At 62.4% G+C, this 13,737-nt stretch carries 10 protein-coding genes; 7 read left to right on the top strand and 3 right to left on the bottom strand.

The annotated features are described in order from the left end of the window. Positions 1–13: 13 nt before the first annotated feature. On the bottom strand, positions 14–304 hold the full coding sequence (locus ACO06R_RS01305) for a (2Fe-2S)-binding protein (protein ID WP_421855071.1): 291 nt from the start codon (positions 302–304) through the stop codon (positions 14–16). Between the two features lie 315 nt (positions 305–619). Here ACO06R_RS01305 and ACO06R_RS01300 point away from each other — a divergent pair, with 315 nt between their 5' ends. The 3 genes from ACO06R_RS01300 to ACO06R_RS01290 are packed head-to-tail and all read left to right on the top strand — an operon-like array spanning position 620 to position 3,917. Further along, the gene (locus ACO06R_RS01300; protein WP_421855068.1) at positions 620–1,966 is read left to right on the top strand and encodes a nucleotide sugar dehydrogenase; all 1,347 of its coding nucleotides are present in this window, start codon (positions 620–622) and stop codon (positions 1,964–1,966) included. A gap of 58 nt (positions 1,967–2,024) precedes the next feature. Next, positions 2,025–3,032, top strand: a complete 1,008-nt coding sequence (locus ACO06R_RS01295) for a radical SAM protein (RefSeq protein ID WP_421855065.1) — start codon at positions 2,025–2,027, stop codon at positions 3,030–3,032. Positions 3,033–3,041: 9 nt separating this feature from the next. Next, complete coding sequence (locus tag ACO06R_RS01290; RefSeq protein ID WP_421855062.1) at positions 3,042–3,917, top strand: class I SAM-dependent methyltransferase; 876 nt, start codon at positions 3,042–3,044, stop codon at positions 3,915–3,917. A 24-nt stretch (positions 3,918–3,941) separates the two neighbouring features. Here the strand turns inward: ACO06R_RS01290 and ACO06R_RS01285 are convergent, their stop codons facing one another. Beyond that, on the bottom strand, positions 3,942–4,775 hold the full coding sequence (locus ACO06R_RS01285; RefSeq protein WP_421855059.1) for an FkbM family methyltransferase: 834 nt from the start codon (positions 4,773–4,775) through the stop codon (positions 3,942–3,944). 179 nt (positions 4,776–4,954) lie between these two features. Here ACO06R_RS01285 and ACO06R_RS01280 point away from each other — a divergent pair, with 179 nt between their 5' ends. Continuing rightward, positions 4,955–5,947 carry an SDR family NAD(P)-dependent oxidoreductase gene (locus ACO06R_RS01280; protein WP_421855056.1) on the top strand — a complete coding sequence of 331 codons (993 nt, stop codon included), beginning with the start codon at positions 4,955–4,957 and terminating at the stop codon, positions 5,945–5,947. A gap of 783 nt (positions 5,948–6,730) precedes the next feature. Here ACO06R_RS01280 and ACO06R_RS01275 read toward each other — a convergent pair. After that, complete coding sequence (locus ACO06R_RS01275; protein ID WP_421855053.1) at positions 6,731–9,115, bottom strand: mechanosensitive ion channel family protein; 2,385 nt, start codon at positions 9,113–9,115, stop codon at positions 6,731–6,733. A 136-nt stretch (positions 9,116–9,251) separates the two neighbouring features. Between ACO06R_RS01275 and ACO06R_RS01270 the strand changes: the two genes are divergently transcribed. From ACO06R_RS01270 to ACO06R_RS01260, 3 genes are all read left to right on the top strand, one after another. Continuing rightward, entirely contained in the window at positions 9,252–9,839 is a 588-nt protein-coding gene (locus tag ACO06R_RS01270; protein ID WP_421855050.1) for a histidine phosphatase family protein, read from the top strand. 88 nt (positions 9,840–9,927) lie between these two features. Then, positions 9,928–11,832 (top strand): dipeptide ABC transporter ATP-binding protein, encoded by a 1,905-nt coding sequence (locus ACO06R_RS01265; protein WP_421855047.1) that lies wholly within the window; start codon positions 9,928–9,930, stop codon positions 11,830–11,832. Beyond that, positions 11,829–13,733: an ABC transporter substrate-binding protein gene (locus tag ACO06R_RS01260; RefSeq protein ID WP_421855044.1), complete on the top strand. Its 1,905-nt coding sequence runs from the start codon at positions 11,829–11,831 to the stop codon at positions 13,731–13,733. Before ACO06R_RS01265 ends, ACO06R_RS01260 begins: the two co-directional genes overlap by 4 nt. The last annotated feature ends 4 nt before the right edge of the window (positions 13,734–13,737 follow it).

Here is a 13,737-nt window from a genome sequence, read left to right as displayed (position 1 = left end):
AACCGTCTTGGAGCTATGCGGCAGTTTGACGCAGTCGAGCCTCACGCGCCAGCATACGGACGGTCTCGCAACGTTGGTGTTCGTCGCGAATCTTTTGGATGAAGGGGATGACCTCGTGCTCCGGAGTATTGAGGTCGCCGTGATAGCGCGTGCTCACGTCGATGATCGTCTGGATCACATTGGGAAAACACTGGCAACAACGCCCGCGTTTCTTCATCGCGTGATAGACAAGGCCGGGCGTAATCAGTTGCCAAGCATCCTGCTTCAAGAAATCCAGGATCACATCCTCGATTTCCTGCTTCATGATCACATTACAGCTGCATACGATCATCGCGATATCGCTCACACCAAAAAGTCGCGGAGGCATCAACGAGTAACAACACTCTCAGTGTCTGGATATGCTCCAGATCAAAACCTGTGTCAAACACTCTAGTTTAGAGCGATTCCAGAGTTCGGGGCGTTCCGCATGTCGGTCGCGTCGAACTTGCGAATGAGCAGCCACAGCATGTAAGGACGTGCCGGGATCAGGCCGGGCCGGCCTGCTCGCTCCCACATCGCACATGTAAGATCCCGCGTCAGCGCGAACGTCGAACTCCAGTCAGGCCAGGACGGCCGCAAGATGAACGCATCATCCAGAAATGAACGCGCAGAACGCCTGTTGGCGCGGCTGCAGTCGCGCGAGGCGGTCGCCGGCGTCATCGGCTTGGGCTATGTTGGCCTTCCGCTGGCGGTCGCGGCGGCCAAGGCCGGGTTTTCGACCGTCGGCTTCGATATCGACGCCGCAAAGAAGGACAGGCTTGAGCGCGCCCAGTCCTATATCGACGCCGTCGCCGACGAAGACCTGCGCGCACTGATCGATGCCGGTCGGCTGGATCCGACGACCGATTTCACCCGCATCGGCGAATGCGATGTCGTGGTGATCTGCGTTCCCACCCCGCTCGACCGGCATCGCGAGCCGGACATGCGCTACGTGATTTCGACAGCCGAGACGATCGTCGCCGCCCTGCGGCCGGGGCAGCTTGTGATCCTGGAATCGACCACCTATCCGGGCACAACCACCGAGCTGCTGGTCCCGGTTCTGGAGCGCTCCGGCCTGTCGGCGGATGCCGACTTCTTCGTCGGGTTTTCTCCCGAGCGCGAAGACCCCGGCAACACAAACTTCTCCACCGTCAACACGCCGAAGGTCGTTTCCGGCACGGACGGCCATGCGCTGGCGCTTGTCGAGGCATTCTACGGCGCGTTCATCGCCGAACTCGTGCCCGTCTCGTCGACCGCCGCAGCCGAGGCCGTGAAGATCACCGAGAACATCTTTCGCGCGGTCAACATCGCCCTCGTCAACGAGTTGAAGACCGTGTTCGACGCACTCGATATCGACATCTGGGAAGTCGTCGACGCCGCCAAGACCAAACCGTTCGGCTACATGCCATTCTACCCCGGCCCGGGACTCGGTGGACATTGCATCCCGATCGATCCCTACTATCTCGCCTGGCGCGCGCGCAGCGAGGACATTCCGACCCGCTTCATCGAGCTGGCCGGCGAAGTCAACCGCTCCATGCCGGCCTATGTCGTTGCCCGCCTGGAGCGCGCCCTTGATAGCCGTTTTTCCAAGAGCCTTGGCAGCGCGCGGGTGTTGATCATCGGCCTGGCTTACAAGCGCAATGTCGGCGATGTGCGCGAAAGCCCGGCCTTCAAGATCATGGAATTGCTGGCCGCGCGCGGCACCCAGTTTGCCTATCACGATCCGCATGTTGCCGCCGTGCCGCAAACACGCGACTACGGGCAGTTCGAGGGCCTTGTATCGACCGCGCTCGATCCGGCGACTGTCGCCGATCATGACGCGGTTTTGATCCTGACCGATCACGATGCGGTCGACTATGCTTTGCTCGCAGAACACGCGCCGCTGATCGTCGACACGCGCAACGCCATGCGTTCGCGAAAACTGGGCGGCGCGGTCGAACTTGCGTAAACGATTGCGGCCCGCCGCATCGGGCACTATCTGTTGATGGTCAGCACGAGGGCTTGCAATGAACTACGTTTCAAAACCGGTAAGCGACCGGGATGACGGCGCAATGGAAGCGCAGCTGCGTCCGCCGCGCATCAGGCTGGAAGCCTCGACCCATTGCCAGCTGAAATGCCCGACCTGCGAGACCGCGACCGGCGAACTCTACAAGACTGTCGCCAAGGGATATCTGAAGTTCGACAACTTCAAGGATCTGGTGGATAGCAATCCATGGGTGCGCGAAATCGAACTTTCCAATTTCGGCGAGATCTTTCTCAATCCGCATATCCTGCGGATCATGGAGTATGCGCACGAGAAAGGCGTTCACCTGAGGGTGTCGAACGGCGCCAACCTCAACACCGTGCGCCCGAATGTGCTTGAGGGGATCGTCAAATACGGCGTCCGCCACATCCGTTGCTCCATCGATGGCGCGAGCCAGGAGGTCTACAGCCAGTACCGGGTGCTCGGAAACTTCGACACTGTGATCGAGAACATTCGCGCGATCAACGAGTACAAGCACCAGTATGGAACGAAGTATCCGGAGCTGACCTGGCAGTTCGTCGCCTTCGGCCACAATGAGCACGAGATCGGCAAGGCAAAGCAGATGGCTGCCGAGCTGGGCATGGATTTCGACATCAAGCTGAACTGGGACGAAAAGTATTCGCCGATCCGCGACCGCGAGGCCGTGGCCCGCGAGGTCAAGTCGGGCGTAACATCGCGCAGCGAATACCGGTCCACCTACGGCGAGGACTATATGGAGCGGGTCTGCCACCAGCTCTGGGACCAGCCGCAGGTGAATTTCGACGGCACGGTCTGGGGGTGCTGCCGCAACAACTGGCAGGCCTTCGAAGGCAATGCCTTCGAGGATGGCCTTGAGGCCGCGCTGAACTCCGAACAGATGAGCTATGCCCGCGCCATGATCACCGGCAACGCCGAGCCGCGCGAAGATGTGCCGTGCACCCGTTGCCGCATCTACCGCAACTTCCGCAAGGAAGGCCGCTACCTTGACCGCGATCCAGATTTGAAGAAGTGAGTTCGGTTCGTGGCACCGCGCCGCAGCCAACACGACATCGAGAAGGACATTCCAGTGAGCGAGGACCTTACAGGCTCGGCGGTAACAGCCGAGCGCATGCGCGGGCTCGGCTTCATCGCCCGGCAAAAAGTCAGGCTCATGGAATGGCTGAACGCGCGCGAGCAGCGCAAGGCCGACCGCAACATCCGCGCCAACGAAGCGTTGTGGGCGGACATGTCCGCCTACTGGGCAAACTCGAACACCATCCCGGCATCGATGTCCGACTACTGGGTGCTCTACGACTTCGTGCGGCGCAACAAGCCAAAGCAGATCCTGGAGTTTGGGACCGGCCAGAGCACGGTGGTCATGTCGCGGGCGTTGATGGAAAACGAACAGGAAACCGGCGAGCGCGGGCACATCACCTCGATGGAGGAAAGCCGCGACTGGGCGGCGATGGCGGCCGCGGCGATGCCGGAACATCTGCGCCCCTATCACGAGATCATCCAGTCGGACAAACGCGACGGCTTCTACAAGATGTTTCGCGGCGTCTGCTACACCAGCATTCCGGAGCGCGACTACGACTTCGTGTTTTCCGACGGTCCGGAACGGCATTCGCCGGTCAACAACGACAAGCTGTTCGATCTTGACCTGATCTTCATCGTCCAGCGCACCGAAAAGCCGATTACGGCAATCGTCGATAATCACTACCTGACTTTCTACGTCTTCCAAAAGGTCTTCGGCGTCGACAAGGCGCGATACGATGTCCGCAAGCGGCTGATGTATGTCGGCCCGGTCAACAAGCATGATGTGCGCCATCTGAAGAAGGAAAACTTCCTCAACGATCTGCGCTTCTTCGGCCGTTCGGAGCTGAAGCTGCGCATGGCGCTCGACGAGGAGTGGCGCTGAGTCCGAGCCGCAGCGCCGGATGTGTCAGTCCCTGACCAGCAACAGGTTTTCGCCGGTCTTGTCGTTCGTGCGGTAGCCGCGCTCCGACAGATGCGCGACGATGTCGGTGCGCCAGACGGTCCGGTGCGCGACCTCGATCAGCACCGCGGTCGGCCAGAGATGCTCATACGCGTCGTCGAACAGCGGCAGCAGCGCCTCGTCCTCGAACCCCTCGACATCGATCTTCAGGGCGTCGACGCGGGCGATGCCATGCGCGGCGAGCATGTCGGGCAGCCGGTCGAGGCGGATTTCGGTCGCCACTTTCGGATTGCTGCTGGCCGCCCGCACCAATGTGGCGCTGCCGATATTGTTGCCGCCATCCGACCACAATGTCATGGTCTCTGCCGCCAATCCGCAGCCACAATTGAGCGCGGTTACACTGTCCGCGCCATTCGCCTCGATGTTGAAGCGGAGCTTCGCATAGGTGACGGGATGCGGCTCGAAGGCGATCACCCGCCCGCCCGGCCCCAACTTCTGCGCGGCAAACAGCGTATAGGTGCCGACATTGGCGCCGATATCCACAAACACGCCGCCCTGCGGCAGCCAGGCTTCGAGCATCCGGTGCTCGTCCGGTTCGGGAAACCGGTGCCGCGAAATCAGCGTTCGATCGCAGTAGTTGTCGAGCGGGTAGACGCGAAACGCGATCCCCGCGACCGAGATGTCGTAGGGGCCGGCAAACGCTTCGCCGACGCTTCGGCGCAACCGCTTGCGCACCCGTTGCGAAAGCCGCCGATTGTTGATCAGCGGCCAGACCGTCCGCGCCAGAAGCGAAGGCCGGCGGGCGCCGAATGCCGCAATGTTCGCGCCGGTTTCAACCATTCCTGCCGTGTCCGGTTGAGCCGGCTTCCGGGGGTGTTTTACGTCCATGGTCCATGCGCCAAGAGGGTGCGCAGGCGGTTGCGATGCGCGTTCATGCCCGCTAATAGCAGGCGGTATTCACTGGCGATAGCGCCGATATCCTTCGCCCCAGGCGGCCTCCCGACATGAGCAGAAATACCATGAGCGACCGAGAATCCCCGCGGGTCCTTGTCACCGGCGTAGCCGGGTTCATCGGAATGCATGTCGCCGCCGAACTGATGAAGGACGGCCATCAGGTTGTCGGTGTCGACAGCCTCAACGACTATTACGATGTCGCGCTGAAGCAGGCGCGCCTGGAACAGCTTGAGGCCCGTGACGGCTTCCGGTTCCTGCACATGGACCTTGCCGACCGCGACGCCGTGTCCACGCTGTTTGCAGAGTACCGGCCGACCGCCGTGGCGCACATGGCCGCGCAACCCGGCGTGCGCTATTCGATCGACCATCCCCATGCCTATCTCGGCAGCAACCTGACGGCGTTTCTCAACATTTTGGAGGGGTGCCGGCACAATGGCACCGAGCATCTGGTGTTTGCCTCGTCGTCGTCGGTTTATGGCGATCTCAACGAGGCGCCGTACCGCGAGGACGCCGACACCGAGCACCCGATCAGCCTTTATGCGGCGACCAAGATCGCCAATGAGAGCATGGCCCATGCCTACAGTCATCTCTACGGCTTTCGCACCACCGGCCTGCGGTTCTTCACTGTCTATGGCCCGTGGGGGCGGCCGGACATGGCGGTTTATCTGTTCACGCGGGCGATGTTCGAGGGAAGGCCGATCCGGCTGTTCAACCACGGCGACACCTGGCGCGACTACACCTATATCGATGACGTCGCCGAGGGCGTGAAACGGGTCACCATCTCGTCGCGCGACGAGGCGGCGCCGTTGCACCGCATCTACAATATCGGCAACCACAAGCCCGAGCGTCTTCTTGACCTTGTCCAGACGCTGGAGAAGGCGACCGGCCGAAAGGCCGTGACCGAGTTGATCGACGCCCAGCCCGGCGACGTCTACCGCACGTGCGCCGACATCACGGCGCTCAAGCGCGATTTCGGCTTCACCCCGTCGACGAGCATCGCCGACGGGTTGGCCCGCTTCGTCGACTGGTACCGCGCCTATCACAACGTGCGCGACTGAGGCATCTGCCTTCGCGCGAATTCAAGTACGCCGCATCGCCGGGCGCGTCCTCGCCTCTGCGGGACAATGGTGCCGCATTGGGATGTCGGCGATTGGCAGTCGAAATTTGGTACACCGTCATCCTCGGGCTTGACCCGAGGATCCATTCCAGAGCGGTCGCGGAATACCGGGTGGTAAAGAACGGGTCCCATTCTGCGCCTTTGAGCGCCAAGCTTGGCCGGATCGGAATGGATCCTAGGGTCAAGCCCTAGGATGACGACCTGCTTTTTTCATAGCGGCTAATCTCCACCATCCAGGCGCACTTCATCATCGCCGCGCCTCATTCCCGGAGGCCGGATTACGGAATAACTGGAAGACGGGCGGTCAAAGCATCGCAACGTCTAAAAGGTATAGCGATCCTCGGACCGCCCGCTCGGTGTTCTTGCAGCTTCGGTCGGCGGCCCGGATCAAAGTCCGGGAAAACAAGACTGCGCGCGCCGCTTCATGCCGCCCTGACTTGGGGGTTCATCACCCAGCAACGCACCTCTGCGCCACCAGCCAGGCACCGTCCCTCTCCCTGTGAGCCGGTGTGCACCCAGACTTCCGTGAGAAGGCGGGTGTGATGGTAAGGGAGGCTTGGGATCGGTGGATAGATTTTCTTTCGAGCAGAGAATGTGCGGTCGCGTATCTCCCCCCGCAAGGGGGCAGATACGGCGCGCTTCATGCCGCCCTGGACACGGCGACAATCATGTCAGCCGCACGTACTGCAACCGGACCTCGGCTGCAGGCGCCCGGAGCCGATCGCTACTCGGCTGCCGGTTGCGTGGCGGCCTGGGCGGCTTCCTCGTCGTCGACCGCGCGGCGCGCCGCCGCGGCGACCGCGTTGCGTTCCTCTTCGGTCAGGTCGGAGGCCTTCTTGTCGTCCGGCAGGCGAACGGTCACCTCCTTGTGCGCGAACCGGATGCCTTCCTTCTCGAAGAGCTGGCGGATCTTCTCGTAGATCACCTTGCGCGCGATGAACTGTTCGCCGGGCCGGGTCATGAACTTGACCCGGATGATCATCGCCGAATCTTCCATCTTGTAGACGCCCTGCGACTTGAGCGGCTGCAGGAAGGAATCGCCGATATCGGGATGCTCCAACAGTTCCTGTCCGAGTTTCTTGACCAGCTTGCGTACCCGGTCGACATCGGTGTCGTAGGTCAGCCGGATCGGCAGCTTCATCATCACCCAGTCGCGCGAGAAATTGGTCAGCGACTTGATCTCGCCAAACGGCACGGTGTGCAGCGCGCCGAGATGGTGGCGCAGCTGGAACGAGCGGATGGAGATTTTCTCGACCACGCCCTTCACATTGTCGAGCGCTACGTATTCGCCCTTGCGGAATGCGTCGTCCATCAGGAAGAAGGCGCCGGAGAAGATGTCGCGGATCAGCGTCTGCGCGCCGAAGCCGATGGCGATGCCGACGACACCGGCACCCGCAAACAGCGGCGCCACATCGACGCCCATGCTGGCCAGTCCGATGGCGGCTGCGATCATCACCACGATCGAGAACAGCACGTTGCGCGCGATCGGCAGCAGGGTGGCGAGCCGCGACTGGCCGACGCCGCCTTCGCCCTCGCCCGGCTGCGGGTCTTCGCCGGCCGGTGTGCCGCCCTCTTCCTCGATCTTCACGTCGATGAAACGGTTGACGACCAGGAGCAGCTGATAGGCGATGTAGGCCACGAGAGCGACATCGATGATGATCGCCAGCCAGTGGCCGCCCTCGCGGCCGATATCGACGCCGAGCAACCGCGAAAACTCGCCGAGCGACAGGGCGGCGATGATGCCGACTGCAGAGCGCTCGAAGAATTCGCGGAACAGCGGCTGGTATTCGAACAGGCGCTCCTGGTTCGGACGCGGCGGCGAGATGCGCATCTCCTCGTTCTCGCCGAGATCCGACTTGATGAATTCCTCCATCGCCGCGTCGTAGGCTTCCTGCTCGCGGCGGTTGCGTTCCAGCGCCTCGGCGCGCTTTTGCTCGAAATAGCGCTGCCGCCGGGTGTAGAACCAGTCGATCAGGACGAAGGTGATGCCATAGGCGGCGACTGCGAACATCACGATGATGATCGGCGCCATGATGGCGAGAAAACCACCCGGAATATCGAGCACGATCCGGTAGATGCTGAGAATCGAGGCGAAGACCAGATAGACGATCGATGCCGGAACGGCGAGGATGGTGAGAATGCGCCGCCGCTCGACTGTCGTCGAATCGGTGGCGTTGCCGGCGAGGATGTGGCCGAACGCCTTGCGGTGGACGATGGTCAGCGCGGTGATCAGCCAGCCGCACAACAGGATTGCGATGATCAGCAGGACTTCCTGCGCGTCCTTGGGGACGTCGAGCGCGCGCGACCAGCCGGCAATGCCGAACAGCAGCACCGAAACGAAGGTCACCATCCACCACGAATTGTAGAGCGGCCGCGCTTCTTCGTCCGGCAGCGTTATCAGCCGGTGACGCGGAAGGTCGGGCGCAAACAGGTTGAGCAGAAACCCGTAGCGGATCATCCGGTAGATGACGAAGGAAGAGATGATGGCAAAGATCGTGGCGCGCGTCGGCTCGAATTCATTGTCGAGAATGATGGCGACGATCATCGCGACCGCGAAGAACAGCACATTGCCGAAGATCACCAGACCGGCGCGTAGCATCAGATAGGAGATTTTCTGGCCCTGGCTCTTCGGGTTTTCGACGAAGGAGGGCGCGAAATGCCTGCGCATCCAGCTTCGGATATAGCGGTTGGTGAAATGCGAGACAAAAATCCCGAAGGCGGCGACCAGCAGGGCCTGCAACAGCCAGCCATAGGAACCGTTGGGACCGATGCCGTTCAGATGGTCGATGGACTGGCCGAGCAGCTCCGGCAGGCTGGCGATCAGCGCCCGGAATTTCCAGCGGGCTTCGAGAAACCGGGTGTCCGGCATCGCCATGGCGGAATCGCTCGCATCGCCGCCAGCAGGCTGGTCGGGCGATATGACGATCACCGTCGAGCCGTCCCTGACCGCCTGGTCGATCAGCGACTGGTAGCCGGATTCCCCGGTGGTTTCGGCGGTCGTGGTTGTCGTGCCGAGGCCCGGCAACTGCGCGAATGCGGGGACCAGTGTCGTCGCCAGGACGCTCAGGCACAGGAGGCACATCGCCGCCGCAGCGGCAAGCCGGTCCATGCGCAATCCGGTCCGAAAAAGGCGCAGGGATCGCAATGTGTCGACTAGTCGGTTCTTGTCGTTCATAGATGCGGTTCGCCGCGCCGTGACGCGGTCCGGTTTCAGCGTAAGGGGCTTTCTGGCCCGGAATATATCAATGCTTCTCGCGGTTCGCCATGGTCAGACAGATTGGAATCTCGCCGGAAAAGCACAGGGGCAGGTGGATCGGCCGCTAACCGAACTCGGCCGGCAACAGGCAGAACAAAGCGCCGCGATCCTGCAGCGCTTCGCCGCACGCCGCGGTTTCGGCGCGGCCGCGTTGCCGAGTTTTTCCTCGCCGCTCGGCCGGGCGCTGGAGACGGCGCGGATCGTCAATGCCGCGCTCGGTTCGCACGCGCCGGCGCAGGTGGATGTCCGGCTGATCGAGATGTCGTTCGGCCGCTGGGAGGGCATGACGGCGGCGGAAATGAAGGCCGACGACCCGGTCTGGCGCAAGGCGCGCAAGAACGACCGCTGGAATGTGGCCCCGCCCGGTGGCGAAAGTTACGCGGATTTGTACAAACGGGTCGAGGATTTCTCGCATTCGGTTCGCCAGCCGGCAATAATTGTCACACATCTTGGGGTACTAAGGCTTCTTGCGGTCATTTGCGGCGGTGTGGAGCGCGAAGACGCGTTGACAATGCGGTTCCGCAATGATGCGCTCTATGTGTTTGATGATGGGAACGTTTCGGTTATTGAATTGTGACCGGGCTGGATTTCGTGGCCCGGTTTGCCGCACCCCGGCGGGACCGCCGGGCGACAAGCTGGGTTGAGTGGGTGAGGACAACGCCGTTTTGACCGATGGCAGGAGTAATGGCGATCTGCTGACCGTCCGCGATCTGACGATCGGCATCCGGATGCAGGGCGCGACCATTCCGGTGGTCAAGCGGGTCGGGTTTCGCGTGCCGCGCGGCAAGACCGTGGCGCTGGTCGGCGAGTCCGGCTCCGGCAAATCGATCATTGCCCGCTCCATCCTGTCGATCCTGCCGGGCGTCGCATCGATTTCGTCGGGCAGCATCCTGTTTCGCGATCCCTGTTCCGGCGGCAAGCCCGCCGAGGTGGACATCGCCAGGCTGGACCCGGACAGCGCCGGCATGCATGCGATCCGCGGCGGTCGCATCTCGATGGTGTTCCAGGAGCCGATGACCTCGTTTTCGCCGATTCACACGATCGGCAACCAGGTCGAGGAATCGCTCATCCTGCACAGCAATCTGACGCGCGACGCCGCCTACAAGCGGACGCTGGAGATGCTCTCCCTGGTCGGTTTCCAGGAGCCGGAGCGCTTCTACGAAATGTATCCGATGGAACTGTCGGGCGGGTTGCGCCAGCGCGCGATGATCGCGATGGCGATCATCTGCAATCCGGCGCTGCTGATTGCCGACGAACCGACGACCGCCCTCGATGTGGTCGTCCAGGCGCAGGTGCTGGCGCTGATGAAGCGGCTGCAGCGGCAGCTCGACATGTCGATGCTGCTGATCACGCACGATCTCGGTGTGGTCGCCAACATGGCCGACGAGGTGGTGGTCCTGTACCGCGGCGAGGTCATGGAAACGGGCAGTTGCCGGGAAATCCTCGAAGATCCCCGGCATCCTTATTTGAAGGGCCTGTTGGGCGCCATCCCGAAGCTCGGCGCCGCCGGCACCGAGAAACTGGTCTCGCTGCGCGAAATCCGCCACACGGTCGAAACCAACGCCCTGACGCGCAAGCGGGTCGAGCGGGCCCGCCATCACATGCCGCTGTTGACGGTCGAAAACCTCTCGAAGTCGTTCACGACGAAGAAATCGGGCGGCTTGTTTACCGCGGCAAAGAAGAAGATCGCAGCGGTCGACGATGTCGGTTTCGAAGTGATGTGCGGCGAGTGTTTCGGCATTGTCGGCGGCAGCGGCTCCGGCAAGTCGACGCTGATCCGGCTGATCACGCGGGCGCTGACCGCCGATGCCGGACGTGTGACGTTCCACGCCGGCGACGGCCCGGTCGACATGCTGGCGCTGGAGGGACGACGGCTGAAAACGTTCCGGCCCAAGATCCAGATGGTGTTCCAGGATCCGTTCGCGTCGCTCAGCCCGCGTTCAACCGTGCAGAACATCCTGACCGAACCGCTCGAGATCCATGGCGTCGGCAGCCCGGTGTCGCGGCGCGAAAAGGCGCGCGACCTGATGCGGCTGGTCGGCCTGCCGCCGGAATCGATCAACCGCTATCCGCACAGTTTTTCCGGCGGGCAGCGCCAGCGGATCGGCATCGCCCGCGCGCTGGCGCTCGAACCGGAAATCCTGGTCTGCGATGAAGCCGTTTCCGCGCTCGATGTGTCCGTCCAGGCGCAGATCCTGAACCTTCTGAAGAAACTGCAGAGCGAACTCGGCCTGACGATGATCTTCATCTCGCACAACATGGCGGTGGTGAACTACATCGCCAACCGGATTGCCGTGATGCGCCAGGGCCGTATCGTCGAGCTTGCGCCGCGCGAGAAGCTGTTCGCCGAACCGGCCCATCCCTATACGCGCTGCCTGCTCTCGGCGATCCCGGACGCCGATCTGGCCAACCCGCTCAACCTGTCGGACTTCGAGGATGACGTTGCCGCCCACAACGGTATGGAGCCGGAAATCCAAGCGCCGGCCAGCGCGATCGCGCGCGTCGAGGTGAGCGACGGTCACTTTTACTGGCCGGACCCGACCGAGCGGAAACTGGCGGTGAATTCATGAGATTGACGCCGCTTCGCCTGATGCTGCTGCTGGCCTTGCTGATTGTGGCGTTGTCGCCGCTGCGGGCTGCCGAACTGGTCGAACCGCCATCGCTCGCCGCGCAGGTGAAGGCGGGCGAACTGCCGCCGATGAAGGAGCGGCTTCCGGTCAATCCGCGCGTCCTCGATTTTGCCGGCAGCGGCAAGGAAATCGGCCGCTACTGTTGCCAGCTCTCCACCTTGCTCGCCAGGAGCAAGGATCTGCGAATGATCACGGTTTACGGGTACTCCAGACTTGTCGGCTTCAATCACGAATTCGAGCTGGTGCCGGACATTCTGGAGAGCTATACGGTCGAGGACGACCGGGTCTTCACGTTCAAGCTGCGCGAAGATCACAAATGGTCGGACGGACATCCGCTCACCGCCGAGGACTTTCGCTACTACTGGGAGGATGTCGCGCTCAACAAGACGCTCTATCCGAGCGGCCCGAAGCCGGCATTCTATAGCGACGGCGAACTGCCCGAGTTCGAGGTACTGGACGAGCGCACCGTGCGCTACACATGGCGGCTGCCCAACCCGGTTTTCCTGCCAAGTCTCGCCGGCGCGAGCCCGCTCTACATCTATTTCCCGTCGCATTATCTGAAGCAGTTTCACGGCGACTATGCCGACGCGGCCGAGCTTGACACATTGGTCGCCGCCGAACGGGTCAACAACTGGGCCGGGCTGCACACGCGCAAGGCGCGCATGTACCGTGCGGAAAACCCCGAACTGCCGACGCTGCAACCCTGGTTCAACACGACGGAAGGGCCGAGCGACCGCTTCGTCTTCAAGCGCAATCCGTATTATCACCGCGTCGATCCGGCGGGCCAGCAACTGCCCTATATCGACGAGGTCGTTGTCGCGATCGCCTCCTCCGATCTGATCGCCGCCAAGGCCGGCACCGGCGAAGCCGATCTGCAGGCGCGCTATCTCCGCTTCGACGACTACACCTTCCTCAAGGCGCAGGAAAAGCAGCACGGCTACCGTGTCCTTCTGTGGAAGGACGGCATCGGCTCGCGGCTGACGCTCTATCCGAACCAGAACGTCAAGGACCCGGTTTGGCGCGCCGTGTTCCAGGATGTCCGCGTGCGCCGCGCCCTGTCGCTTGCCATCGACCGGTTCGAACTCAACCAGCAGCTCTATTTCGGGCTGGCGATGCAATCCTCCAACACCGTGCTGCCGAAATCGCCGCTGTTTAGGCGTGATTATGCCGATGCCTGGACGGTACAGGACATCGACATGGCCAACCGCCTGCTGGATGAGGCCGGCCTGGAAGAGCGCGACCGCGACGGAACGCGACTGCTGCCCGATGGCAGACCGATGGAGATCATTGTCGAGACCTATGGCGAGGACACCGCCGAAACCGACGCGCTGGAACTGATCGTCGACTATTGGCGGCAGATCGGCATCGACCTATTCATTCGCTCTTCGCAGCGCGATGTGGTGAGGCGGCGGCTCGTGACCGGCAAGACGATGATGACGCTGTCAAAAGGTCTCAATCTGGGGCTTGCCGTGCCGCAGGCTTCGCCGCAGGAACTCGCGCCGGCGGCTGCCGTACAGCCGCACTGGCCAGTCTGGGGCCAGCATGTCGAGACAATGGGCATGGCGGGCATGCCGCCGGATGTCGAACCGGCGCGCACGCTATTGGGGCTCTACCGCAAATGGCGGCTGTCGGGCAGCGACGAGGAGCGCGCCGAAATCTGGCACGACATGCTGCGGATCAACTCCGATCAAGCGGTGACGATTGGCGTGGCCACAGAGACACTGCAACCCGTGCTGGTCAGCGAGCGGCTGCGCAATGTGCCCGAGAAGGGGATTTGGGCATTCCTTCCGACTGCCTATTTCGGCCTTTATCAGCCCGACACGTTCTGGTTTGAGGAGTGAACGG

The organism is Oricola sp. (genome assembly GCF_965230365.1).
Lineage (GTDB): Bacteria > Pseudomonadota > Alphaproteobacteria > Rhizobiales > Rhizobiaceae > Oricola.
Note: the sequence above shows the minus strand (reverse complement) of the source record. Positions and strands in the feature narration are given on the sequence as shown.

Coding starts and splice junctions, on each gene's coding strand:
- ACO06R_RS01305 (WP_421855071.1), bottom strand. CDS start 304: ATGAAGCAGGAAATCGAGGATGTGATCCTGGATTTCTTGAAGCAGGAT.
- ACO06R_RS01300 (WP_421855068.1), top strand. CDS start 620: ATGAACGCATCATCCAGAAATGAACGCGCAGAACGCCTGTTGGCGCGG.
- ACO06R_RS01295 (WP_421855065.1), top strand. CDS start 2,025: ATGAACTACGTTTCAAAACCGGTAAGCGACCGGGATGACGGCGCAATG.
- ACO06R_RS01285 (WP_421855059.1), bottom strand. CDS start 4,775: ATGGTTGAAACCGGCGCGAACATTGCGGCATTCGGCGCCCGCCGGCCT.
- ACO06R_RS01280 (WP_421855056.1), top strand. CDS start 4,955: ATGAGCGACCGAGAATCCCCGCGGGTCCTTGTCACCGGCGTAGCCGGG.
- ACO06R_RS01275 (WP_421855053.1), bottom strand. CDS start 9,115: ATGGACCGGCTTGCCGCTGCGGCGGCGATGTGCCTCCTGTGCCTGAGC.
- ACO06R_RS01270 (WP_421855050.1), top strand. CDS start 9,252: ATGCTTCTCGCGGTTCGCCATGGTCAGACAGATTGGAATCTCGCCGGA.
- ACO06R_RS01260 (WP_421855044.1), top strand. CDS start 11,829: ATGAGATTGACGCCGCTTCGCCTGATGCTGCTGCTGGCCTTGCTGATT.